Here is a 22,708-nt window from a genome sequence, read left to right as displayed (position 1 = left end):
GCACACCCGGTTGATACGGAAATTTCACCATGTCCTCCTCAATCAAATTGCTCACCTGCACCGGATTCACACTCATCGAACTGATGATCGTGGTCGCCATCGTCGGCATACTCGCCGCAGTCGCTATGCCGACCCACTCCACTTATGTCGCGCGCGGGCACCGGGCCGCCGCTCGCGCGCAACTGCTGCAGGCCGCCCAGTACATGCAGCGCTTCTACTCCGCCAACGACCGCTATGACCAGGATCGCAACGGCGCCTCGGTCTGGTCCATCATGCCGCCCGGATTTCTGCGCTCGCCTGCCGAGGGGACGCAGCTATACGAATTGGTGACCACCGGCACCAACCCCAGCGCCGCCACAACAAGCACCTTCGCGCTGGTCATGACGCCCCTGGCAGGCCGGGCCATGACCAACGACAAATGCGGCGGCTTCACGATCACGCAGGCGGGCGCGAAAGGCCTGACCGCTGTTTCACCCAGCGCCGCATTGATCGCGGAATGCTGGCGCTGAAACCACGGCTTCCGGCTTCCGCCGGGGTATAAGGGAAAGCCTAGGCTAGCCTTCCTGCAGCGCATCGGTGGCTGGTGTACCCTAGCGCCAATGAGCCCCCTACCCGCCTCTACAAACGCATCCTCCCAGGCCCCCTCTTCCCTCGTCGACTCCCGCTATGCCGTGATGCGGCTGATGGTCACGCTGGCCATCATGACAGTGGGCGCTTGCGGCATGTATGTGGTGGCCGTGGTGTTGCCCGCGGTGCAGGCCGAGTTCGGCGTTTCGCGCGCCGATGCGTCCATTCCCTATACCTTGCTGATGATCGGTTTCGGCGTGGGCGGCGTGATGATGGGGCGCCTGGCCGACCGCTTCGGCGTGATGGTGCCCCTGCTGATTGGCGCGTGCGGGCTGGGCCTGGGTTTTGCGTTGGCGGCCATGGCCAGCAATGTGTGGATGTTCTCGCTGGCGCACGGCCTGCTGATCGGCTTTCTCGGTTCGGCCGCCACCTTCGCGCCGCTGCTGGCCGACACCTCCCTGTGGTTTGTGCGCCGCCGCGGCTTCGCTGTGGCGGTGTGCGCCAGCGGCAACTACCTGGGTGGTGCGATCTGGCCGCCTATCGTGCAGCACTTCGTGGAAAGCGTGGGCTGGCGGCACACCTACCTGGGCCTGGGCCTGTTCAGCTTTGTGGCCATGGCCTCGCTGGCCTTGCTGATGCGCAAGCGCCCACCAGTGGCTGTGGCCTCCAGCGTTGGCAACAGCGCCGTGGCGGCCACGACCAGCAGCATGCCTTTCGGCCTGACGCCCGGCTCGGCGCAAACACTGCTGTGCGTGGCCGGCGTGGCCTGCTGCGTGGCCATGGCCATGCCGCAGGTGCACATCGTGTCGTACTGCACCGACCTGGGCTACGGCGCGGCGCGCGGCGCCGAGATGCTTTCGCTGATGCTGGCCTGCGGCGTGGTCAGCCGCCTGGTGTCCGGCGCGATCTGCGACCGCATAGGCGGGCTGCGCACGCTGATGCTGGGCTCGGTGCTGCAAGGCATCGCGCTGCTGCTGTTTTTGCCCTTCGACGGGCTGGTGTCGCTTTACGTCATCGCCGCGCTGTTCGGCCTGTTCCAGGGCGGCCTCGTGCCGGCTTACGCCATCATCGTGCGCGAATACTTCGAGCCCGCCGAGGCCGGCGCGCGCGTGGGCACGGTGATCATGGCGTCCCTGCTGGGCATGGCGCTGGGCGGCTGGATGTCGGGCAAGGTGTTCGACCTGACCGGCTCCTACCACGCGGCTTTTATGAACGGCGTGGCCTGGAACCTGCTGAACTTCAGCATCGCCTTCTTCCTGCTGTGGCGGGTTCGGCGCATGGCGCGGGATGCGCGAGGCGCGCAGCCGGCCTGAGCGTTTGTCCGTCTTAAGCCAGGACCCTTAGCAACCACTTCTCGAGGTCGACGATCTCCTGCGGGCACACCGAGTGCTCCATCGCGTACTCATGCCATTCGACGGGATAGCCCATGGCCGTGAGCGCATCGCGCGTGGCGGTGGCGCGCGGCAGCACGACCACGCCGTCGCGCGAGCCGTGGGCCAGGAAAATCGGCACATCCTGGTTGGCGGCGCTGCGCTCGCCGGCGGTCTTGTCGGCCAGCGGCAGGTAACCCGAAAGCCCCGCAATGCCGGCGAGGCGCTCGCCGTGACGCAGGCCCGTCATCAGCGCCATGGCGCAGCCTTGCGAGAAGCCCGCGATCACGATGCGATGGGCGAGGATGCCGCGCGATGTTTCATGTGCGATCAGCGCCTCGATGTCGGCCTGCGATTTTCGCAGCCCGGCCTCGTCCTGCCGGGTCACGAGGTCGGCGCCCAGCAGGTCGTACCAGGCCGGCATGACGTAGCCGCCATTGATGGTGACGGGGATGGACGGCGCGCTCGGGAACAGGAAACGCACATCACCCACGCTGGAGAGATTGAGCTGCTCGGCGATCGGCAGGAAGTCGCGCCCGTCGGCCCCCAGGCCGTGCATGATGAGGATGGTGGCGGTGGGCTTGTCGCCGGTCTGGGCTTCAATGACTTCGAGGGACATGGGTGCGGGTCCAGGTGATTTAAGGAGCATGAGGTTTGAACACGGCGGGCTTGCGGCTGCAAACAAACCAGTCGGGATTTTAGGCGCGTCTTCCCGAGCCCTTTTTTCGCTTAAGGCCGGCCTAAGCCGACCCGCGAACAATGGTTTCCAGCGGCATGGAACACCCGGCGCGCAAAGCCTGATACGGTGTGATGACCCTTTTTGCGGAAGGAGCCTGTTGAAATGAAAACTTTGACACACAAGGCCACCTCTGCGGCCGTCTTCGGCGCGCTGGTGACCCTCGTAACGGGCGCTGTGCTGGCCCAGGCCGGCGCGCCCTTGCCGCCGGTGCAGACCAGCGGCCCGGTTGAATATTTAAGCGGCGGCATAGGCGCCGACGAATCGGCGGCGATCCGCAAGGCCAGCGGGCAATGGCCGCTGGTGCTTGAATTCGCCATCCAGGACAGGCAGCGCGCCGACTTCGCCGCTGACGTGAAGGTGCGGATACGCGACGCCCGGGGGCAGGAAGTTCTTCAAGCCACATCCGAAGGCCCCTTCCTGCTGGCGCGGCTGGCACCGGGCAGTTATGCCGTGGAGGCCACACTGGCCGGCCAGACCCTGCACCGGAAAGTGGACGTGAAGGCGGGTCAATCCTCCAGGGAAGTGTTTCTCTGGGCCGCGGGCGCGGATAAAACCAGGCCGTAAACACGCCGGATCGGACAGCACTGAAAAGCAAACCATGCGCACGCTCACCGAACTGATACGAGCCATTGACGACGGCAGCCTGCAGGACGCTGAGCGGCGGCACCTGCTGGCGGCCGCAACCGGCATCGCCGCCGGCGCCGGCCTGCTGGCCGCGGCCTACCCCTTCGCCGCCAGCCTTGCGCCCTCTGAAGCGGCGCGGGCCGAAGGCGGCCCGGTGCTGGTGGATATTTCCACCTTGGCGACGGGCGAGCTGCGCACCGTCGCCTGGCGCGGCAAACCCGTCTGGCTGATGCGCCGCAGCGAGGACATGGTGCGCGCGCTGCAACAGTCCAACCCGGCATTGGCGGACCCGCAGTCCAAGCGCTCCGAGCAACCGAAATCGTGCGCCAACCCGACCCGCTCCGAGCGCCCGGAAGTCCTGGTGGCGGTGGGGGTGTGCACGCACCTGGGCTGCTCCCCGACCCTGCGCCTGGACGACAGCGCGCTGAATGCCGAGCTGCATGCGCCCGGCGGATTTTTTTGCCCTTGCCACGGATCCCGATTCGACCTGGCCGGCCGCGTGGTGAAGAACGTGCCGGCACCGACCAACCTGGAAATTCCCGACTACCGTTTCATTGGCGATTCCCAACTGCAGATTGGCTAGCCGGCGCTGCGGGCAACTGCCCTTGTGAGCAGTCCCACGGCTTGCTAGTATCTGGCGTCAGCATCTTCTGACGCAGCCTGGAGATTCGCATGAAGCTCATCATTGCCGCCGTGGCGCTTGCCACTTCCTCACTGGCTTTTGCCCACAACTGTCCCAACGAGATGAAGGCCATAGACGCCAAGCTGATGACCAATCCCAAGCTGTCGCCCGCCGACATGAGCAAGGTCAAGGAACTGCGCGCCGACGGCGAGAAGTTCCACAAGGAAGGCAAGCACGACGACTCCATGAAGGCGCTGGGCGGCGCCAAGAAGATTCTCGGGATCTAAGAACCTGTTCACGGCATGGGCGTCCATGGCGGCGCCCCCGATAATTCCCCTGCCGACCGCCATCGCCGGGCGGTCCCCAGGAGAAACCAGCATGACATCTTTCCCGGGCCTGGGCTACTACCAGGTCGACGTGTTCACCCATGAGGCGCTGGCCGGCAACGGCCTGTCGGTCTTCCTGCCGGAAAGCCCGCTGCCGGCGCGCGCGATGCAGCGCCTGGCGGTGGAGATGCGGCAGTTCGAAAGCATTTTCATCACGCCCGACGGTCCCGGCAGCCGCTTCGAAGCGCGCATCTTCACGATGGAAGAAGAACTCGACTTCGCCGGCCACCCGCTGCTGGGCGCGGCCGGCCTGCTGCACCACCTGTATGCCGCCGGGCAGACGGCCGCCGACTGGACCCTGATGCTGGGCACGCGCGCGATCGCGCTGAGCACCACGCGGCTGGAGGGCACTGCTGCCACTTACGACGCCCGCATGAACCAGGGCAAGGCCACGTTGCAAGCCCCGCTGGGCCGCGCCGAAAGCCAGGCCTTTCTGGCCGCACTCAACCTCGAGGCCTCGCAGCTGGACATCCGCTTTCCGCTGCAGGTCGTGTCGACCGGCCTGCCCTACCTGCTGGTGCCCGCCGCGGGCGGCCTGGACCGCGCGCGCATCGTGCACCCGGCCTTCGAGGCATTGCTGGCCACGGTGGGCGCCAAGTTTGCTTATGTGCTGGACGTGGCGGCGCGCGAGGGCCGCACCTGGGACAACGCCGGGCTGGTGGAAGACATCGCCACCGGCAGCGCGGCCGGCCCCGTGGGTGCCTACCTGCTGCAGCACGGCGCGGCAACGCCGGGCGAGCTCATCACGCTGAAGCAGGGCCGCTTTGTCGGGCGCCCCAGCAAGATCACGGTGCAGGCCAACGCGGCTGGTGAGATCATGGTCAGCGGCGGCGTCGTAGTATTGGCGCGCGGGCAGCTCCTGTAGCCGCAGTGCCCGGCCGGGGACGGCATCCGCCGCGCTGCCGGCTGCGTACTTTCAGGCAAGTTGCAGTTGCGGCATGATGGCATCGCTGGCCGACAACTGGACCATCCCAGGAGGAAAAACCATGAGCATCCGCATAAACCTTGCTTCAGCGCAGCTGCGCGGCCTGCTCGCCGCCGGAGCCGCGGCCTTGGCTCTGCTGCTCGGCGCCGCGCCGGCACAGGCCGCACCATTTACGGCGGCCGACGAAAAAAGCGTGCGCGGCGTGATCGAAAGCCAGCTGGCCGCATTTGCCAAAGACGATGCGGCCAAGGCATTTTCGTTCGCGGCACCCAATGTGCGTGAAGCCGTCGGCAACGCCGCCGGCTTCATGGCAATGGTGCGCAAGGACTACCCGGTGGTGTACCGCCCGGGCTCGGTGGCATTCCTGAAAGCCGAGGGCAAGGACGACCAGGCCATCCAGCGCGTGCAGATGACGGATGCCGGCGGCGCTTCGTGGCTGGCGGTCTACAGCCTGGAGCGGCAACGAAACAAAGCGTGGCGCATCACCGGCTGCGCGCTGGTCGAAAACCGGAACCGCATGGCCTGATGCACGGGGCGCCGGCATGGATCGGCGCCCAGGCAGGACCGCCGCGCCGTCGAAACTGCCGCCGCAGGACGGCTTCCTCGCGACAGGGAGTCGATACACGGTTTACAGCGGGTTACCCGCACGGACCCCGCCAGCGGCTAAGGTGGCCGGTACTGCTGCGTTGCGGCACTTCGGAAGCCACCATGAACATGCCTGCCAGCTCACTTGAACTCCCACGCCTGCCGGTTGAACCGGCCTCACCGTCCCGCAGGGAAGGCCTGCCAACGTCGCGGCAGGCGCCGCTTCAGGGCGTCACGCAGCCGGGCGAATCACCCCTGAAAACCAGGACCCGCTGCCCCGGCTGCCTTTCAGGCTCCCTGTCCCTGGTTTACCAGGAGCCGTATACCGGCGCGGGCATCCAGGCCTACCTGGCAAGACACTATGAAGGCCATGCGTCCAGGGCGGCCGACGTGGGCGTCTATGCCCTCGCCCGCTGCGACCATTGCGGCCTCGTCTTTCAGCAACAGGTGCCCAACGACCCCTTGCTCGGTGAAATCTACAACGACTGGGTCCCGGGCACCGAGCTGGAGCGTGAACACCGCAACTACAGCCTTGACGAATACCGTTACCTCGCCGAGCAGGTCCAGTTCATCATCCAGCACTTCGGGCTGCCGCCGGGTGAGCTGGACATGCTGGACTTCGGCTTTGGCTGGGCGCACTGGTCGAAGATGGCCATGGGCTTCGGCTGCAATGTGTGGGGCGTTGAGCTGTCCGAGGAACGCGCCCGCCATGGCCGGTCCGTCGGGTTGCGGGTCGTCGGCCTGGGCGACCTGCCGGCCAGGAGGTTCCGTTTCATCAATACCGAGCAGGTCTTCGAACACCTGACGGAGCCCCGGCTGGTGCTCGAAAAGCTGCGCGACGCGCTGTCGGGCGACGGGGTCATCAAGATCAGCGTTCCCGATGCGGCGGCCGCGCTGAAAAAAATCAGCCAGGGGAAAAATTTCGGCGCACTTTCGGCCGGCGACCAGATGCCGATCGCCCCGCTGGAGCACATCAACGCGTTCAGCCACGATTCGCTGGTGGCCTTCGGCAAGGAGTTCGGCCTCAAGCCGCTGCATCCCAGCTTTTACCGGCTCTACAACAGCGCCTCCGGGATGCTGCAACCCAAAAACCTGGCGCGGGTGCTTGCCCGCCCGCTCTACCGGCACGTCTTCCCGCAGACCACCTTCGTCTATTTCGTTCGGGCTTAAGGCTTATTTAGTTACATATAGAAACACTCAAGAGATCGGCGCGCCTGGAGCGCAAACACAGCGCGAGTCCTTCGACCCGAACGGATCGCCGGGACTTGCACTTCGGGAGATGCGGAGCTTTCCCCTCTGAAAATTCAAACCTGATGCCAACAGAAAGGCGTCGTCCAATTCACATTTTCATGAAAAAGTTCCGGTTTTAAAGGAGTAGCGGCTTGACTCGGAGGCCGGGTTCGTCGACATTGTTAACACCTTGTAACATATGACGCCGACCACTGGACCCCAGCGTGAAGCACGCCCTGCCAGCCGTCCGGCGCCGCAACACGATGCCCGCTCATCATGAAACTCAACCAGCTCTTTGGAACGAAAAACGAGCCTGCAAGGACTTCGGGCGCGAGCCTTCCTGAATCGGAGGGATCTCTTCCCCCTGGCGAAGAGAATTCCGCCCTTGGCTTGCGACGGCAACTGATCCAGGTGCTGTTGCGGGACACCGCCCGGCGGGCGGGCATTCCGGCGCAGTGGCTGGACTGCCAGATGTTGCTGACCTCCAGCCGCCACGGTGAAGGCATGCACGTGCGCATCATCATGAAACACTGGGACCAGCGCCTGCTGACCTACGCGGTGGCGTTCGAGAAAGCCCTGATGGCCGACCTCAAGCGTTTTGAGCCGCATGCCGACGACTGGCTGCATGGCATTTCATGGCAGCTCGACGGAAGCCCCAATTGCCCCCACCAGAAGCTGCCTGACCCCAGCCTGTGGCAAGCGCCCGCGCGGCAGCCCGGCGCTGGGATGCCGCACACCCCGGCGACACCCGGGACACTTGCGCAGGCACAAAGCCCGGCAACGCACTAGCCCAGGCGGGCAACCAGCACCCGGCAGGGGCGCCGGCATGGATTCAATAGCTCTTCAATCGCTCAATAGCTTCCGATGTAGTCCTTCTTGCCCACTTCCACGCCGTTGTGGCGCAGGATGGCGTATGCCGTGGTGGTGTGGAAGAAGAAATGCGGCAAGCCATAGTTGAGCAGGTAGGACTGGCCCGTGAAGCGCTTTTCCTTGGGCGTGCCGGCCTGCGTGACGATCTCGCGCGTGGCGGCTTCGTCAAACTTTGCCGCGCCCAAACCCTCGATGAAGGCCAGTATGGTGTCTATGCGCGCCTGCAGTTCGGCGAACGTGGTTTCCTTGTCTTCGATTTTGGGCACTTCCACGCCGGCCAGCCGGGCCGACACGCTCTTGGCGAAGTCGCTGGCCACCTGCACCTGGCGCAGCAGGGGAAACATGTCGGGGAAAAGGCGCGCCTGCAGCAGCGCGTTGGGGTCGATGTTCTTCGCTGCCGCGTGGGTCTCGGCCTTGGCCAGGACGCCCTTGAGGCCGCCCAGCATCTGCTTGAAAACGGGAATGGAGGTGGTGTAGATGCTGCTGGTCATGGGGAAATGCTTTCTGTGAGGAGTAAATGGCCGGGCGGCGCAATGCCGCGAGACGCATTCTCGCCGGGTTCAGCCGCAGCCGCTTCTGGGTCGCCGGGTACCCGCAAATGCCGCCAACGTTTTGCGCGTGGTTTTACATCCGGGTACCGGACAGCGCTTTTATGCTCATAAAGACGTAGGACGCTATCGCGACACGCACTCTGCGTACGCAGAAACTCCTAATATCAATATCAGTAAGCCATGGCTGCACCCCGCAGTGAGGTACCCCATCATGTTCACCATCTCCAAAACCCTTGTAGCCCTGGCGGCCAGCAGCGCCATCCTGCTGTGCGGCGGCCCCGCCTTCGCGCAAACCACCAGCAACCCCGAAGGCGCCCGGCTGGCCGCCAACTACAGCGCCTTCGCTGGTTCACCGGAAAACGCGCGCTCCATGGTCAATGGGCTGCGCACCGGCACCGCCATCACACTCGGGCCCAGCCTGACCGGCCCCAACGCCACGGCGCCCGCCGCCAGCCTGTCGCCGTCCACAGGCAAGATGGGCTACGGCAACGTCAACATCGCCATTTCGCTGGCTAAAACCTCGCTGGCCCAGCAAGGCATCAGCAATCCGACGCCGGGGCAGCTTTCGGCCGCACTGGGCGGCGTGCTCGGGCAAAGAAGCGAGGGCATGGGCTGGGGGCAGATCGCCAAAGGCATGGGTGTGACGCTGGGCTCGGTCGTCAGCGCTTCACACACCGACAAGAGCGGCAAGGCATCCAGCCATTCCGCCAAGGCAGACAGCGTTGCAAAAGCCGACATCGCGGGCAAGGGCCTGGGCACCGGCAAGGACGCCGGCCATGGCGGCGGCAAGGGTAGCGGTAGCGGTAACGGTAACGGTAACGGCGGCGGCAATGGCGGCGGCAATGGCGGAGGCAACGGAGGCGGCAACGGTGGTGGCGGCGGCGGCGGCGGCGGGAAAAAATAAGACTGCCGGCAAGCGCTCACACGTTCCCAGCCACTCCAGGCTGCACAACGCCGCTGGATCACCCGATCCGGCGGCTTTTTTTTGCCCGGGCGTAGCCGCCGGCCCGGACAGGATGACGCGCGCGCAAAATAGTATGCTGTCATACAATTTTCCGGCAATGCCCTCGCCCCTCGCCCCTCGCCCCTCGCCCCTCGCTATTCCTTCGGCCGCCGCCGTTCTGAAACGACGGCGCCACGCCGTACCACAAAGGCCCACCATGAATGCCCCTCTTCCCAACGCCACCCGCAGCGCCGTGCAGGCCGCCGACCTTGCCGCCTTGCCGCTGATTGAAAAATGGGTGTCCTTTGCCTCCGTCTCCCGCGACAGCAACCTGCCCCTACTCGACTGGACCCAGGCGAAGCTTGAAGCTCTGGGCATTGAATGCCGCCGCACCTATGACGACAGCGGCAAGAAGGCCAACCTCTGGGCCACACTGCCCGCCGAAAACGGCGAAACCAAAGTTGGCGGCCTGGTGCTGTCGGGCCACACCGACGTGGTGCCGGTCGACGGCCAGCCCTGGGACACCGACCCGTTCGCGGCGCAGGTCATCGGCGACAAGCTCTACGGCCGCGGCGTGACCGACATGAAGAGCTACGGCGCCACCGCGCTGATGATGGTGCCCGAGCTGCTCAAGCGCAAACTCAAGCGCCCGGTGCACCTGGCCTTCAGCTACGACGAGGAGGTCGGCTGCATAGGCGTGCGCCGCATGATCGCCGACATGGTGGACCAGGGCTACAAGCCAGCCGGCTGCATCGTCGGCGAGCCCACCGGCATGCAGGTGGTGATCGCGCACAAGGGCAAGCACGCCTACAAGACCTCGGTGCGCGGCTTCGAGGCGCACTCCTCGCTGACGCCGCTGGGTGTCAACGCGGTAGAGATCGCGTGCGAATTCGTCGCCCACCTCAAGTCCATGCACCGCCGCCTGGTGGCCGAGGGCCCCTTCGATCCGATCTACGACGTGCCGCACACCACCATCCACACCGGCGTGATCGCCGGCGGCACGGCGCTCAACATCATCCCGCGCGACTGCGACGTGACCTGGGAGATTCGCCACCATCACATGAATTCGCCGGTCGAATTGTTCAACGAAGCCAAGGCCTTTGCCGACAGCCTGGTCCCGGCCATGCAGGCCGTGGCGGCCGATACCGGCATCAGCCACAAGCTCAACTCGGTGCTGCCCGGCTTCGCGACGGAAGCCGACAGCGAAATCGCCCGGCTGTGCTTCAAGTGCGCCGATGTCGATGCCAACTCGGGCGCCGGCAAGGTGTCGTTTGGCACGGAAGCTGCATTGTTCCATCAGGTCGGTGTGCCGACCATCGTGTGCGGCCCCGGCCACATCGCGCAGGCACACCAGCCCAACGAATGGGTCACACTCGACCAACTCGCCTGGTGCGAGCGCTTCATGCGCCGCCTGGCCGATGAAATCTGCGTGAACTGAAAACGTGATCCGAGCCGCAACCACCCTTTACCCGAAAGAACCCATTCCATGATGCAACGCCGAGATTTCCTGGGCACCGGCCTGGCCCTTGCCGCAGGCGGCGCCCTCGCCCAGTCCAATGCCAAGATCGCGCGCATCGTGGTGCCTTTTGCGCCGGGCGGCGTGCAGGACTTGCTGGCGCGCGCCATGTCCACCGAGCTCGGCCTGGCGCTGGGCCAGACCGTCATCATTGAAAACCGGCCCGGCGCCGGCGGCACCGTGGGCACGGCCTATGTCGCCAAGTCGGCGCCCGACAGCGGCGCCATGGTGCTGGGCGCGGCCAGCCACAACATCGCCGGCACGCTCTATACCAAGCTCAGCTACGACCCGCAAAAAGACTTCGCCCCCATGGCCCACATCGGCACCGCCGACTATGTGCTGATGATCCACCCCGACGTGCCGGCGAAAACCGCCGCCGAGTACATCCGCTACGCCAAGGCCAATCCCGGCAAGCTCAACTACGCCACCGCCGGCGTCGGCAGCGCCACGCACCTTTCGATGGCCTACTTCAACGGCCTGGCCGGCATCGATGTGGTGCACGTGCCGCTCAAGGCCACGGGCGAGGCGATCAACGAAGTGATCTCGGGCCGCGCCCATGCCGTGATCGCCGCCAGCATAGGCGCGCTGGCCTTTGCCAAAGACAGCCGCATACGCCTGATCGGCGTGACCTCGCCCAAGCGCTCCAAGTATTTGCCCGATGTCCCCACCATCGCCGAAAGCGGCCTGCCCGGCTACCAGTTCGATTCATGGTTCGGCCTGCTGGGCCCCGCCGCCACACCGGCGGCCGAGGTCAGCCGCGTCAACGCGGCCATGGCCAAGGTCCTCAAGGACCCGGTGGTGCTGGAGCGTCTGGACAAACAGGGCATCGAGCCACTGGCCATGAGCAACGCCGACTTCGCGAAGCTGCTGGCGGTCGATTACAAGCGCATGGCGGAAGTCGTCAGGGCCTCGGGCGCCAAGGTCGAATAAACGGCGAAGCGGCGCCCTGGTCGGCGGGCACAGCCCGCCGAAGCATGGCATGATAAATGCGTCATCCATTAGCTATTTGAAAGTCGCTTCATGCGGCTTTTTGTTTGCGGGGAGCACGAGACGCCCGACCAAGGGCGCAGTTGCGATGAAAGTCTGATACATGACCTGGTCCCTCATCGCGCGCGATTCATCGGGCGCGTTTGGCGTGGCGGTTGCCAGCAAATTTTTTGCCGTGGGCGCGCTGTGCCCGCACGCCCGCAGCGGCGTCGGCGCGCTTGCCACGCAGGCGCTGGTCAACCCGCTGTATGCCGCGCCGGCGCTGGACGGCCTGGCCTTCGGCCAGTCTCCCGACTACATCATCAAGCGCCTGACCTCGGCCGACGAAGGCCGTGACCACCGCCAGCTGCACCTGATAGGCGCAAACGGCCAAGCCGCCGGCTACACCGGCAGCGCCTGCATAGACTGGTGCGGCCACACGGCGGGCATTGGCTATTCCGTCGCCGGCAACATGCTGGCCGGCCCGCAGGTGATTGAAGCCACGGCGCTGGCCTATGAGGCCAATGCCCAACTCCCTTTTGCCGAACGCCTGATCACCGCCCTCGCTGCCGGCGAAGCCGCGGGCGGCGACAAGCGCGGCAAGCAGGCCGCCGCACTTTTGATTTACACCACAGAAGATTACTGCGCACTGGACATCCGCGTGGACGACCACACCGACCCCATCCAGGAACTGCGCCGCCTTTACGACAAAAGCCTGGAGCGCTACCAGCCCTTCAGCACCTGCCTGCCTTCGCGCCGCAGCCCGGCGGGCATCACCGACCGCGCCGTGATCGAGGCCGAGATCACACGTTTTCACGCACTGCGCGGCGGGGCCGCCGAATGACGGCCTTGCTCGAGGTGAGCGGCCTGCGCACCAGCTTCAAGCTCGAAGGCGGCGGTGAATTCGCCGCGGTGGACGGCATCAGTTTTTCCGTGTCCTCCGGCCGCACGCTCGGTATCGTCGGTGAATCGGGCTGCGGCAAAAGCGTGACCTCGCTGTCCATCATGGGCCTGCTGCCCAAGGGCCAGGGGCGTGTTTCCGCAGGCGCCATCCGCTTTGAGGGCACCGACCTGGCCACGCTGGGTGTGGACGCGATGCGCGCATTGCGCGGCAACCGCATGGCCATGATCTTCCAGGAGCCCATGACCTCGCTGAACCCGGCCTTCACGATAGGCGACCAGCTGATTGAAGGCATACGCTGCCACCGCGACATCAGCGCGGCGCAGGCAAGGGAGCATGCCATCGCCATGCTGCGCCGCGTGCGCATTCCCTCGCCCGAGCAACGCATCGACGAATACCCGCACAAGCTCTCGGGCGGCATGCGCCAGCGCGTGATGATCGCCATGGCGCTGGCCTGCGAGCCGCAGTTGCTGATCGCCGACGAACCCACCACCGCGCTGGACGTCACCATCCAGGCCCAGGTGCTGGACCTGATGCGCACGCTGCGCGAGGAAACCGGCACCGCCATCATCCTGATCACGCACGACCTGGGCGTGATCGCCGAGCTGGCCGATGAGGTCGCCGTGATGTATTCCGGCAGGATCGTGGAGCGCGCGCCCGTAGCCCGGCTGTTCGCCGAGCCGCAGCACCCTTACACCATCGGCCTGCTGGGCTCCATCCCGAAACTGCACCTGGCGCAGGACCGCCTTAACGCCATCGAGGGCCAGGTGCCCACACCCATGACACGCATGGACGGCTGCCGCTTCGCGCCGCGCTGCCCCTTCGCCGTCGACAAATGCCGGCAGGAAGTGCCGCCGCTGACGGACATGGGCGACGGCCACGAAGCGGCTTGCTGGCGCGCGCCGCTGGACATCGGCATGGTGCCCGCTCGCGCCGTAGCCGCCCTACCCAGCGAGGTGACGCCGTGAGCGCATTGCTGAAAGTCGAAAACCTGGTCAAACATTTCCCGGTGCGCCCGCACCTGTTTAGCCGCTCCAAGGCTGTCGTGCATGCGGTCGACGGGCTCAACTTTGAACTGAACGCCGGAGAGACCATGGCGCTGGTCGGCGAATCGGGTTGCGGCAAATCCACAGTGGGGCGGCTGGTGCTGCGGCTGCTGGACGCGACCTCGGGCCAGGTCTGGTTTGACGGCGAGGACCTGATGGCCCTGCCGGCCGGCCGCCTCCGCGCCAAACGCCGCGAGCTGCAGATGATTTTCCAGGACCCATATTCCTCGCTGAACCCGCGCATGACGGTGGAGCAGGCGCTGACCGAGCCGCTGGCCCTGCACGGCCTGGCGCGCGGCCGGCACCGGGAGCGCGCCGCCGAGCTGCTGGACCTGGTGGGCCTGGCGCCGCAATACCTGCAGCGCTACCCGCACGAGTTTTCGGGCGGCCAGCGCCAGCGCATCGGCATTGCGCGCGCGCTGGCGGTGGAGCCGCGGCTCATCGTCTGCGACGAGGCGGTGTCGGCGCTGGACGTTTCCATCCAGGCGCAGGTCGTCAACCTGCTGCAGGATTTGCAGCGCCGCCTGGGACTGGCTTATGTCTTCATCGCGCACGACCTCGCGGTGGTCAAACACATCGCCTCGCACGTCGCAGTGATGTACCTCGGGCAGATCGTCGAGTACGCCGACAAACAAAGCCTGTTCGCGCAGCCCCGCCATCCGTACACGCAAGCCCTGCTGTCGGCGATTCCCGTGCCCGAACCCGGCCTCAAGCGCGAGCGCACGCTGCTGCAGGGCGACGTGCCCAACCCCATCACGCCGCCTTCGGGCTGCCGCTTCAGGACGCGCTGCCCCCACGCGCGCGAGCGCTGCGCCGAGGAAGTGCCCGCGCTGCGTTCGCAAGGCGGCCACGCCGTGGCCTGCCATTTTTGGGAAGAGATCAAGGCGCCGGCCGGCATCACGGGCGGCGCCGTCGTGAACGAGAGGCTGCTCCGGCTCCAGGCCGCCTTTCATGCGCAAGCGGCCTGATGGAGACCACGATGTTCATACCCGCCCACCGATCCCCGGCACAAGACGGCCATCCAAGCCAGCCATCATCGCAATCGACAACCGCAAAGGACAAACCATGAGCACCAAAATCCTGCTGGCCTTGACATTGGCCGCCACCGCCTGCGCCACCCAGGCCCAAACCCTGCGCATAGGCCTGGCCGAAGACCCGGACGTGCTGGACCCGACGCTGGCGCGCAGCTTCGTGAGCCGCATCGTGTTTTCCTCACTGTGCGACAAGCTGGTCGACATCGACGAAAAACTCAACATCGTGCCGCAACTGGCCACCTCCTACACCTGGTCGGCCGACAACAAGGCGCTGACCCTGAAGCTGCGTAGCGGCGTGACTTTCCATGACGGCGAAAAATTCGACGCCGCCGCCGTGAAGTTCAACATAGACCGCCATAAAACCCTCGCAGGCTCGAATCGCCGCGGCGAACTGGCGCCCGTGACCACGGTGGACGTCATCGACGACCTCACCGTGAAGATCAACCTGAGCGCACCCTTCTCTCCGCTGCTCAGCGTGCTGGCCGACCGCGCCGGCATGATGGTGTCGCCCAAGGCCGCGCAGGCCGCGCCCACCAACTTCGGCACCAGGCCGGTGTGCTCGGGCCCCTTCAAATTCACCGAACGCGTGGCGCAGGACCGCATCGTGCTGGAACGCTATACCGGCTACTGGGACAAGGCCAACATCCACTTCGACAAGGTCGTCTTCCAGCCCATCGTCGACGCCACCGTGCGCCTGGCCAACCTGCGCTCCGGCCAGCTCGACTTCATCGAGCGCGTGGCGCCTTCCGACATCGCATCCATCAAGGCCGACAAAAAACTGGCCTTCTCGCGCATCACCGAGCTGGGCTACCAGGGCATCACCATCAACACCGGCAAGAGCGACCAGGCGCAGAAGAATCCGCTGGGCCGCGACCCGCGCGTGCGCGAGGCTTTTGAGCTCTCGCTGGACCGCGCCGGCATCGTGCAGGTCGCCATGGACGGCGAGGCCACGCCGGGCAACCAGTGGGTGCCACCCGCCAACAGCTTCTACGCCAAGAACGTCCCCATTCCCAAGCGCGACATCGCGCGCGCCAAGCAGCTGCTGAAAGAAGCGGGTGTGCCCAACCCCGTTTTCACGCTGATGACGCCCACCACCTCTGATGCCCAGCGCGTGGCGCAGGTGGTGCAGGCCATGGCCAAGGAGGCCGGCTTTGACGTGAAGATCCAGTCCACCGAATTCGCCACCTCGCTGAACCTGGCCGACAAGGGCCAGTTCGACGCCTATGTGCTGGCCTGGAGCGGCCGCGCCGACCCGGACGGCAATCTCTTCAGCTTCTACGGCTGCAAGCAGCCGCTGAACTACAGCGGCGAATGCCGGCCGCAGTGGGACGAATTGCTGAACCGCTCGCGCAACACGCTGGACACCGCCGGGCGCATCAAGGTGTTTGCCACGCTGGCCGCTGAAGCCGACAAGGTCAAGCCCGTTGTTTACCTTTTCCACCGCAACTGGCTTTGGGCCTACAACAAGAAAATCACCGGCATGCGCACTGTGCCTGACGGGCTGGTGCGCATCCAGGGTTTGAAGATGTAAAAGCAGGCCGCGCCCAACTCACATGCTCCAGTACTTCCTCAAGCGGCTTGCCGCGATCATCCCGACCGTGTTCTTTGTCACGGTCATCATCTTCGGGCTGCAGCAACTGCTGCCCGGTGATGCCGCGTCGGTCCTGGCCGGGGAAAACCAGGACCCCGAGGTGATCGCCTACCTGCAAAAGAAGATGCACCTCGACGAGCCGCTGCCCATGCGCTACGCCTACTGGATCTCCGGCGTGTTCCACGGCGACCTGGGCGAATCCATGCGCATCCAGCAGCCGGTGCTGGACCTGCTCAAGGAAAAGCTGCCCGTCACGCTGCAGCTGGCGGCCATGGCCATGGCGATCGCGCTGCTGATCGGCATCCCGGCCGGCATCGTCTCGGCCGTCGGCAAGGACTCGGCCTGGGACTACCTGGCCAATGTGATCGCGCTGTGGGGCCTGTCCACGCCCAATTTCTGGCTGGGCATTTTGATGATCCTGGTGTTCTCGGTGCAGCTGGGCTGGTTGCCGGCATCAGGTTATGTCAGCCCCTTTGAGGATCTCGGGGCCAACCTGGCGGCCATGATCATGCCGGCCTTTGTGCTGGGCAATGCGATCGCGGCGGTGCTGATGCGCCACACGCGCAGCGCCATGCTGCAGGTGCTCAATGCCGACTACGTGCGCACCGCGCGCGCCAAGGGCCTGACCGAGCGCCGCGTGGTGCTCAAGCATGCGCTGCGCAATGCGCTCACGCCCATCATCACGCTGGGCGCGTTGGAGTTCGGCACGCTGCTGTCGGGTGCGGTATTGACCGAGCAGGTATTTTCGATTCCCGGTTTCGGCAAGCTGATCGTGGACGCTGTATTCAACCGCGACTACGCGGTCGTGCAGGGCGTGGTGCTCTTCACCTCCAGCGTCTACATTTTGCTGAACCTGCTGGCCGACCTGGCGTATTTTGTGGTCAATCCACGGCTGAGGGGCTGAGCATGAGCGCTGTCCTTCCCGTCATCATTCCGCGTGAGGCCACGCCGGCCCGCCGCGCGCTGCGCCGCCTGATGCGGCGCCGCGGCGCCATGCTGGGCCTGGCGATCGTGCTGATTTTTGTGACACTTGCGCTGTTTGCGCCGTGGATCGCGCCCTACGACCCGATCGCCACCAGCTGGAGCGCGGTGCGCAAGCCGCCCAGCATGCAGTACCTCTTCGGCACCGACGAGATAGGCCGCGACGTGCTCTCGCGTGTGCTGTGGGGCGCGCGCGCCTCGCTGCTGGCGGGCCTGGTGTCGGTCTGCATCTCGATGGTGCTGGGTGTGCCCATAGGCCTGCTGGCCGCCTACGTGGGCGGCTGGACGGACAGCTTGATCTCGCGCTTCACCGACGCCATGCTGGCCGTGCCGTTTTTGATCCTGGCCATCGCGCTGGCCGCCTTCCTGGGCCCCAGCCTCAGCAACGCAATGATCGCCATCGGCGTCTCGGCCACCCCCATCTTCATACGCCTGACGCGCGCCCAGGTGCTGGCCATGAAGGTGGAAGACTTTGTCGAGGCGGCGCGCGCCGTCGGCAACCCGCACTGGCGCATCGCGCTGCGCCACATCCTTCCCAATGTGCTGCCGCCGCTGATCGTGCAGGCCTCACTGGCGATTGCCGCCGCCATCATCGCCGAGGCCAGCCTGTCCTTCCTGGGCCTGGGCCAGCAGCCGCCGGCGCCCAGCTGGGGCAGCATGCTCAACACCGCCAAGAATTACGTCGACAATGCCCCCTGGATGGCGGTCTGGCCCGGCCTGTCCATCTTTTTGCTGGTGCTGTCCTTCAACCTGCTGGGCGACGGCCTGCGCGATGCGCTGGACCCCAAGCACAAATAAAATAGACCTGCACCAATACGGCGCGCTTTTCCATCATCCATCATGCCCACCTTTGACGCCCTCCACTACCCCTATGCCTCCCGCCGCAACGTGGTTTATGCCAACAAGGGCATGGTCGCCACCTCGCAGCCGCTGGCCGCGCAGGCGGGCCTGCAGGTGCTGCAGGCCGGCGGCAACGCGATTGACGCGGCGATTGCCACGGCGGCCGCGCTCACGGTAGTTGAGCCCAATGCCAACGGCATAGGCGGCGATGCCTTCGCACTGGTCTGGCACGGCGGCAAGCTGCACGGCCTCAACGCCAGCGGCCCGGCGCCGCGCGCCATCACCCTCGACAAACTGACCAGCCAGGGCCTGACCGAAGTGCCCAAGTACGGCCCGCTGCCCGTGACGGTGCCGGGCACGCCCGCCGCCTGGGCCGCTTTGGCGCAGCGCTTCGGCAAATTGCCACTCAAGACCTCGATGGCACGCGCCGTCGAACTGGCGCGTGAGGGCTTTCCGGTCTCGCCCACCGTGGCGTCGGCCTGGCAGCAGGCCACCGCGCTGTTCCGTGAAAAGTTCAAGGAACCGTATTACAAGTCCTGGTTCGACACCTTCGCGCCGGAACGCGCGCCGCAGCCGGGTGAGATCTGGCGCTCCGCCGCCCATGCCGACACACTGCAATCGATTGCCGACACAGGCGCCGAGAGTTTCTACCGTGGCCCGCTGGCCGAACGCATCGCGGCCTTTGTGCAGTCTGCCGGCGGCTACCTGGCCCAGGAAGACCTGGCCGCCTTCCAGGTCGATTGGTGCGACCCGATCAGCGCCAACTACCGTGGTTATGACGTCTGGGAGATTCCGCCCAACGGCCACGGCCTGGTGGCCCTGATGGCGCTCAACATCCTCAAGGGCTATGACTTCAGCGAACGCGACAGCCTGCGCACCCACCACCTGCAGATCGAGGCCATGAAACTGGCCTTTTCCGACGGCCTGGCGCACATCGCCGACCCCGCGCACATGCGCGTGTCCGTGGCCGACCTGCTGTCGGACGCCTATGCGGCTGAGCGCCGAGCGCTCATAGGCGAACGCGCCCTGCAGCCGATGCCGGGCCAGCCCTCACGCGGCGGCACGGTCTACCTGAGCACGGCCGACGGCGAGGGCAATATGGTTTCGCTGATCCAGAGCAACTACATGGGCTTCGGCTCAGGCATGGTGGTGCCGGGCACCGGCATCGCGTTGCACAACCGCGGCAACAATTTTTCACTCGACGCCAAGCACCCCAACTGCCTGGCGCCCGGCAAGCGGCCCTACCACACCATCATCCCGGGCTTCCTGACCCAGGGTGGCCGGGCCATAGGCCCCTTCGGCGTGATGGGCGGCTTCATGCAGCCACAAGGCCATGTGCAGATGGTGATGAACACCGTGGACTTCGGCCTGAACCCGCAGGCTTCGCTGGACGCGCCGCGCTGGGAATGGGAAAGCGGCAAGCGCGTGAGCATCGAGCACTCCACGCCCGAACACCTCTTCCACGGCCTCGCGGGCCTGGGCCATCAGGTAGCCTGGTCCGGCAACCGCATGGGCTTCGGCCGCGGGCAGATCATCTGGCGCAATGCCGAGGGCGTGCTCTGCGGCGGGACTGAGCCGCGCGCAGACGGCTCCATCGCCGCCTGGTAATTCCATTTCTACTTCAGCGCGATAGGTCGTTGCACCGCCTTGCCGTGCCGGGGCCAGCCAACGCCATTTATGCAAATGCGAATGGGGTGAAAACGGTGCCAATCAAGGCGCGCGACGAATCCCAGACCGGGAGTCTGGGTGAGGAGCGCAACGCGGAGTGGCGCCGTTTTCACCCCATTCCCTCCGGGTTGCGATCAAAAAGGCCTTGCGCGGCGTTGCAAAGCCTTGGCGGGGATTACCCCGCCCGCGTTTTGCGCCTTGCTCAAGGCTTTTTTGACTCGCAACGCATCTTGCATAAATGGCGTTGGCTGGCCCCAAGCACTGTCTGCGGCGGTGCGCCTACTCTCGCACTGAATTAGAAATGGAATAAGTACCGGCGCTCACCTGAGCGCCAAGCCTGCCGTGCTGGCCAGGTATTGCTCCAGCACGGCCAGCTCGGCCACGGTGGGCGCGCCCTTGCCCGCGATGACCGCGTACAGGTTTCCCCGGAAACCCTCACGTGGGTAATAGCTGATGTAGCCGCAGCCCATCAGCATCTGGGTGAAGGCGCTGGGCGCGAAGGTCGCGGCGCTGCTGCCGACCTCGGCCGAATTGAGGCGCAGTTTTTGCGCGCCGGCTACCGACGCCAGCGCCAGCACCGCCGGTGTGTTGACGGCGAGCCTGGCCGGCGCCAGCAACTGCACTGTCTGGCCTTTCGAGTCAATCCACCGGGCGCGCGGCTGGCCGTTCAGAAAACCCAGCTCCGAGGTCTGCGGGTCTTCCGTCTTGGAGGCCTGGAATACCACACCGGTGTTGGTGGCCGCCGGAACGCTGAGGGCGGCGATGGCGAAATGCGCGTCTTCCAGGTTGTAGGGCACGCGGTTGCGCGGGTTGGGTTGCACGCCGGCCATGCGGCTGGATTTTTTGCACCAGAATCCGAAAGACTCGGGCACGCTGTGGTCGGAATTCTTTTTGCCGTTGGTCACGCGCATCACGGGCACCGACATCGGCCCCGCCGCGCCGCTGTCCTTGTTCATCCAGTTGATCATCTCCAAGGCATTGCCCGGGCTGGATCCATAACCTGAATCCGACACGGCGCGCACCACCTGGCCCGCCGCGGCCGGCGCGCCCAGCAGGTAGTCGGTGTAGCCGTCGGCCAGTTCCCATTTGCAGGCGCCGTACTTGGCGACGATGGCCAGCGCTGCGTCGGGCAGGCTTGTTGCGGCATAGCCTGCCGGGTCCGTCAGCGAAAACACCTTGCGCGGCGGCGGCACCTGGCCCGACAGCTGCCCGTCGCTGGTGTAGCTCAGGGTCGCGATCTGGTTGGCGGCGGGCGTGTAAGTGAAGCTGTCCTGCCCATTGGCACCCGCCGGAATGGTCAGGCGCGATTTGCTCAGTGTGCCGCCCTTGTTGGACGCCACCGTGAGCACCACCGGCTGGGCCAGGTTGCCGCGCGCGTAGACGGTGATCGTGATCGGGGTTCCCGCCGGCGCATAACCAGGCCCGTCATCGAACAGGCTTGCCTGCACAATGCCGGCCGCAGCCTTGAGCACGCTCGAAACCGACGACTCCAGCGTCTTGTTCTGGTGCCAGCCGGGCACATGGTTGATGGCGTAGTTGCGGATCGGCCAGTGGTTGCCGCCCATCCAGGTGTAGACCTCGCAACCCGACTGCGCGGCATAGACCGCCGTCTGCGCGAACATCGCCTCCCAGCGCGGGTCGTCAATCGGCATGCCAACCTCGGTGAGCGCCAGCTTCACACCTTTGGCCGCGGCCCAGTCGACCGCGAGCTTGAGCCTGTCCGCGCCAGTGGAAACCTTGATGGGGCCGCTGCCGAAACCGGCGCTGTAGTTCTTGGCAACCTCGGTGTCGTAGTCAAAAAAAGCTCCGTTGCTGAAGGCGTCCAGGTACACGTGCACTTCATAAATCAGGTTGCTCCCCGACAGCGGAAAGCCGGGGTTCTTGGTCGCCAAGGCCATGGCTGAGTCGTACTGGTTCCCCGCCACATAGATGGGGTTGACAGTGTCAACCGCGCGTATGGCCTGGATGGCCGCCTGCGCGAACGTGGGCCAGATCGTCAGGTCTTCGCCGCCCTTCACGGCTTCTTCATTCGATGCGATGACGCCGCCCGGCTTGGGCATGTCGTGCGGCTCGTTCATAAGGCCGTAACCGCCGAAGCCCGGGTGGTTCTTCCACTTGGTCGCCGCGCGAGTCCAGAAATCGGTGAAGTGCGCGATCTTGAGCGTCGCGCCCGGCGCCAATGAAAAAATCCGCGACTGGATTTGCACCGCATCGGTGGTGTAGGGTCTGAGCACACCGCCTGGCGGCACGGTCAGGCCTATCACCGAGCCGTCTGGCTGGAAGCGGAAATCCTGGTAGCGGCCGTAGTTGTGGTTGTCGATGATGCAGCGCGTGCCGGCGGCGGCATGGGCATCGAGCACGCCGGTGATGAAAGCCTCATAGCCCGCATGGAAGGCGCCCGGGTTGCCGATGGCCGCTTTCGCGGCCGCATTGGCCACCGTGTCGTGCAGCATGGGCTGCAGCAGCTCCCACTGGATGGGCAGCCGGTTCTTCATGAAACCGCAGGCGGCCAGGTAGGCCACGTCGGCCTTGCGCGGCACGGTGAAGTGCAGGTTGGGAGCCGAACTCGTGTTGGCCCGCAGGCCGGGCTTGGCCCATTCCATGCCCGAGAGATTGGTGCCCATGGCGGGCATACCGGCCGCGGCGCGCGCGACGGCGGCTTGCGCCTGCCGGCTCACGCCGAAGGGAAGGGCCGCCAGGGCGCCGGCTGCCAAAGCGGTTTTGGAAAATTCGCGTCTTTGCATCGGAAGGCT

The 22,708-nt window shown here is 65.7% G+C and carries 22 protein-coding genes; 19 read left to right on the top strand and 3 right to left on the bottom strand.

Going from position 1 to position 22,708, the window contains the following annotated elements; all coding sequences use genetic code 11:
- Positions 1-29: 29 nt before the first annotated feature.
- On the top strand, positions 30-509 hold the full coding sequence (locus AC1D0O_RS17860; protein ID WP_477654842.1) for a type IV pilin protein: 480 nt from the start codon (positions 30-32) through the stop codon (positions 507-509).
- A gap of 90 nt (positions 510-599) precedes the next feature.
- Entirely contained in the window at positions 600-1,880 is a 1,281-nt protein-coding gene (locus AC1D0O_RS17855; protein WP_477654841.1) for an MFS transporter, read from the top strand.
- A 13-nt stretch (positions 1,881-1,893) separates the two neighbouring features.
- Here the strand turns inward: AC1D0O_RS17855 and AC1D0O_RS17850 are convergent, their stop codons facing one another.
- Positions 1,894-2,556 (bottom strand): alpha/beta hydrolase, encoded by a 663-nt coding sequence (locus AC1D0O_RS17850; protein ID WP_477654840.1) that lies wholly within the window; start codon positions 2,554-2,556, stop codon positions 1,894-1,896.
- 222 nt (positions 2,557-2,778) lie between these two features.
- On the opposite strand from AC1D0O_RS17850, the gene AC1D0O_RS17845 reads away from it, so the two are divergent.
- From AC1D0O_RS17845 to AC1D0O_RS17815, 7 genes are all read left to right on the top strand, one after another.
- Positions 2,779-3,240, top strand: a complete 462-nt coding sequence (locus AC1D0O_RS17845; protein ID WP_477654839.1) for a carboxypeptidase regulatory-like domain-containing protein — start codon at positions 2,779-2,781, stop codon at positions 3,238-3,240.
- A gap of 34 nt (positions 3,241-3,274) precedes the next feature.
- Positions 3,275-3,883, top strand: a complete 609-nt coding sequence (gene petA / locus AC1D0O_RS17840) for a ubiquinol-cytochrome c reductase iron-sulfur subunit (RefSeq protein ID WP_477654838.1) — start codon at positions 3,275-3,277, stop codon at positions 3,881-3,883.
- A gap of 89 nt (positions 3,884-3,972) precedes the next feature.
- Positions 3,973-4,209, top strand: coding sequence for a hypothetical protein (locus AC1D0O_RS17835; RefSeq protein WP_436153857.1), 237 nt, complete (start codon positions 3,973-3,975; stop codon positions 4,207-4,209).
- A gap of 91 nt (positions 4,210-4,300) precedes the next feature.
- On the top strand, positions 4,301-5,173 hold the full coding sequence (locus AC1D0O_RS17830) for a PhzF family phenazine biosynthesis protein (RefSeq protein ID WP_477654837.1): 873 nt from the start codon (positions 4,301-4,303) through the stop codon (positions 5,171-5,173).
- A 121-nt stretch (positions 5,174-5,294) separates the two neighbouring features.
- A complete protein-coding gene (locus tag AC1D0O_RS17825; protein WP_477654836.1) occupies positions 5,295-5,759 on the top strand; it encodes a DUF4864 domain-containing protein in 465 nt (154 codons plus the stop codon).
- 182 nt (positions 5,760-5,941) lie between these two features.
- Positions 5,942-6,988 (top strand): class I SAM-dependent methyltransferase, encoded by a 1,047-nt coding sequence (locus tag AC1D0O_RS17820; RefSeq protein ID WP_477654835.1) that lies wholly within the window; start codon positions 5,942-5,944, stop codon positions 6,986-6,988.
- A 450-nt stretch (positions 6,989-7,438) separates the two neighbouring features.
- Positions 7,439-7,837, top strand: a complete 399-nt coding sequence (locus AC1D0O_RS17815; protein ID WP_477654834.1) for a hypothetical protein — start codon at positions 7,439-7,441, stop codon at positions 7,835-7,837.
- 62 nt (positions 7,838-7,899) lie between these two features.
- On the opposite strand, the gene AC1D0O_RS17810 is transcribed toward AC1D0O_RS17815, so the two are convergent.
- Complete coding sequence (locus AC1D0O_RS17810) at positions 7,900-8,409, bottom strand: DUF1993 domain-containing protein (protein ID WP_477654833.1); 510 nt, start codon at positions 8,407-8,409, stop codon at positions 7,900-7,902.
- Positions 8,410-8,680: 271 nt separating this feature from the next.
- Here AC1D0O_RS17810 and AC1D0O_RS17805 point away from each other — a divergent pair, with 271 nt between their 5' ends.
- The 10 genes from AC1D0O_RS17805 (at position 8,681) to AC1D0O_RS17760 (ending at position 19,895) form a co-directional block, all read left to right on the top strand.
- Positions 8,681-9,373, top strand: coding sequence for a hypothetical protein (locus AC1D0O_RS17805; RefSeq protein ID WP_477654832.1), 693 nt, complete (start codon positions 8,681-8,683; stop codon positions 9,371-9,373).
- Between the two features lie 256 nt (positions 9,374-9,629).
- Entirely contained in the window at positions 9,630-10,850 is a 1,221-nt protein-coding gene (gene argE / locus AC1D0O_RS17800) for an acetylornithine deacetylase (protein ID WP_477654831.1), read from the top strand.
- A 48-nt stretch (positions 10,851-10,898) separates the two neighbouring features.
- Entirely contained in the window at positions 10,899-11,858 is a 960-nt protein-coding gene (locus AC1D0O_RS17795; RefSeq protein ID WP_477654830.1) for a tripartite tricarboxylate transporter substrate binding protein, read from the top strand.
- Between the two features lie 160 nt (positions 11,859-12,018).
- Positions 12,019-12,738 (top strand): DUF1028 domain-containing protein, encoded by a 720-nt coding sequence (locus AC1D0O_RS17790; protein WP_477654829.1) that lies wholly within the window; start codon positions 12,019-12,021, stop codon positions 12,736-12,738.
- Positions 12,735-13,763: an ABC transporter ATP-binding protein gene (locus tag AC1D0O_RS17785; RefSeq protein WP_477654828.1), complete on the top strand. Its 1,029-nt coding sequence runs from the start codon at positions 12,735-12,737 to the stop codon at positions 13,761-13,763. Before AC1D0O_RS17790 ends, AC1D0O_RS17785 begins: the two co-directional genes overlap by 4 nt.
- A complete protein-coding gene (locus tag AC1D0O_RS17780; protein ID WP_477654827.1) occupies positions 13,760-14,809 on the top strand; it encodes an ABC transporter ATP-binding protein in 1,050 nt (349 codons plus the stop codon). Before AC1D0O_RS17785 ends, AC1D0O_RS17780 begins: the two co-directional genes overlap by 4 nt.
- A 97-nt stretch (positions 14,810-14,906) precedes the next feature.
- On the top strand, positions 14,907-16,406 hold the full coding sequence (locus AC1D0O_RS17775; protein ID WP_477654826.1) for an ABC transporter substrate-binding protein: 1,500 nt from the start codon (positions 14,907-14,909) through the stop codon (positions 16,404-16,406).
- A 22-nt stretch (positions 16,407-16,428) separates the two neighbouring features.
- Positions 16,429-17,370 (top strand): ABC transporter permease, encoded by a 942-nt coding sequence (locus AC1D0O_RS17770; RefSeq protein WP_477654825.1) that lies wholly within the window; start codon positions 16,429-16,431, stop codon positions 17,368-17,370.
- Between the two features lie 2 nt (positions 17,371-17,372).
- Positions 17,373-18,245, top strand: coding sequence for an ABC transporter permease (locus AC1D0O_RS17765; RefSeq protein WP_477654824.1), 873 nt, complete (start codon positions 17,373-17,375; stop codon positions 18,243-18,245).
- Positions 18,246-18,287: 42 nt separating this feature from the next.
- The gene (locus AC1D0O_RS17760; protein WP_477654823.1) at positions 18,288-19,895 is read left to right on the top strand and encodes a gamma-glutamyltransferase family protein; all 1,608 of its coding nucleotides are present in this window, start codon (positions 18,288-18,290) and stop codon (positions 19,893-19,895) included.
- A 380-nt stretch (positions 19,896-20,275) separates the two neighbouring features.
- Here the strand turns inward: AC1D0O_RS17760 and AC1D0O_RS17755 are convergent, their stop codons facing one another.
- Positions 20,276-22,699, bottom strand: a complete 2,424-nt coding sequence (locus AC1D0O_RS17755) for a cellulase family glycosylhydrolase (RefSeq protein ID WP_477654822.1) — start codon at positions 22,697-22,699, stop codon at positions 20,276-20,278.
- Positions 22,700-22,708 lie beyond the last annotated feature (9 nt).

The organism is Polaromonas sp. P1_F2 (assembly GCF_056405735.1).
This window is presented reverse-complemented; position numbering and strand designations above follow the sequence as displayed.

Excerpts from the sequence above, each read along its gene's own strand:
- petA (WP_477654838.1), top strand. The coding sequence starts at position 3,275 with ATGCGCACGCTCACCGAACTGATACGAGCCATTGACGACGGCAGCCTG.
- AC1D0O_RS17825 (WP_477654836.1), top strand. The coding sequence starts at position 5,295 with ATGAGCATCCGCATAAACCTTGCTTCAGCGCAGCTGCGCGGCCTGCTC.
- AC1D0O_RS17790 (WP_477654829.1), top strand. The coding sequence starts at position 12,019 with ATGACCTGGTCCCTCATCGCGCGCGATTCATCGGGCGCGTTTGGCGTG.
- AC1D0O_RS17765 (WP_477654824.1), top strand. The coding sequence starts at position 17,373 with ATGAGCGCTGTCCTTCCCGTCATCATTCCGCGTGAGGCCACGCCGGCC.
- AC1D0O_RS17820 (WP_477654835.1), top strand. The coding sequence starts at position 5,942 with ATGAACATGCCTGCCAGCTCACTTGAACTCCCACGCCTGCCGGTTGAA.
- AC1D0O_RS17850 (WP_477654840.1), bottom strand. The coding sequence starts at position 2,556 with ATGTCCCTCGAAGTCATTGAAGCCCAGACCGGCGACAAGCCCACCGCC.
- AC1D0O_RS17785 (WP_477654828.1), top strand. The coding sequence starts at position 12,735 with ATGACGGCCTTGCTCGAGGTGAGCGGCCTGCGCACCAGCTTCAAGCTC.
- AC1D0O_RS17795 (WP_477654830.1), top strand. The coding sequence starts at position 10,899 with ATGATGCAACGCCGAGATTTCCTGGGCACCGGCCTGGCCCTTGCCGCA.
- AC1D0O_RS17835 (WP_436153857.1), top strand. The coding sequence starts at position 3,973 with ATGAAGCTCATCATTGCCGCCGTGGCGCTTGCCACTTCCTCACTGGCT.
- AC1D0O_RS17805 (WP_477654832.1), top strand. The coding sequence starts at position 8,681 with ATGTTCACCATCTCCAAAACCCTTGTAGCCCTGGCGGCCAGCAGCGCC.
- AC1D0O_RS17760 (WP_477654823.1), top strand. The coding sequence starts at position 18,288 with ATGCCCACCTTTGACGCCCTCCACTACCCCTATGCCTCCCGCCGCAAC.
- argE (WP_477654831.1), top strand. The coding sequence starts at position 9,630 with ATGAATGCCCCTCTTCCCAACGCCACCCGCAGCGCCGTGCAGGCCGCC.
- AC1D0O_RS17770 (WP_477654825.1), top strand. The coding sequence starts at position 16,429 with ATGCTCCAGTACTTCCTCAAGCGGCTTGCCGCGATCATCCCGACCGTG.
- AC1D0O_RS17810 (WP_477654833.1), bottom strand. The coding sequence starts at position 8,409 with ATGACCAGCAGCATCTACACCACCTCCATTCCCGTTTTCAAGCAGATG.
- AC1D0O_RS17860 (WP_477654842.1), top strand. The coding sequence starts at position 30 with ATGTCCTCCTCAATCAAATTGCTCACCTGCACCGGATTCACACTCATC.
- AC1D0O_RS17855 (WP_477654841.1), top strand. The coding sequence starts at position 600 with ATGAGCCCCCTACCCGCCTCTACAAACGCATCCTCCCAGGCCCCCTCT.
- AC1D0O_RS17845 (WP_477654839.1), top strand. The coding sequence starts at position 2,779 with ATGAAAACTTTGACACACAAGGCCACCTCTGCGGCCGTCTTCGGCGCG.
- AC1D0O_RS17755 (WP_477654822.1), bottom strand. The coding sequence starts at position 22,699 with ATGCAAAGACGCGAATTTTCCAAAACCGCTTTGGCAGCCGGCGCCCTG.
- AC1D0O_RS17830 (WP_477654837.1), top strand. The coding sequence starts at position 4,301 with ATGACATCTTTCCCGGGCCTGGGCTACTACCAGGTCGACGTGTTCACC.
- AC1D0O_RS17775 (WP_477654826.1), top strand. The coding sequence starts at position 14,907 with ATGAGCACCAAAATCCTGCTGGCCTTGACATTGGCCGCCACCGCCTGC.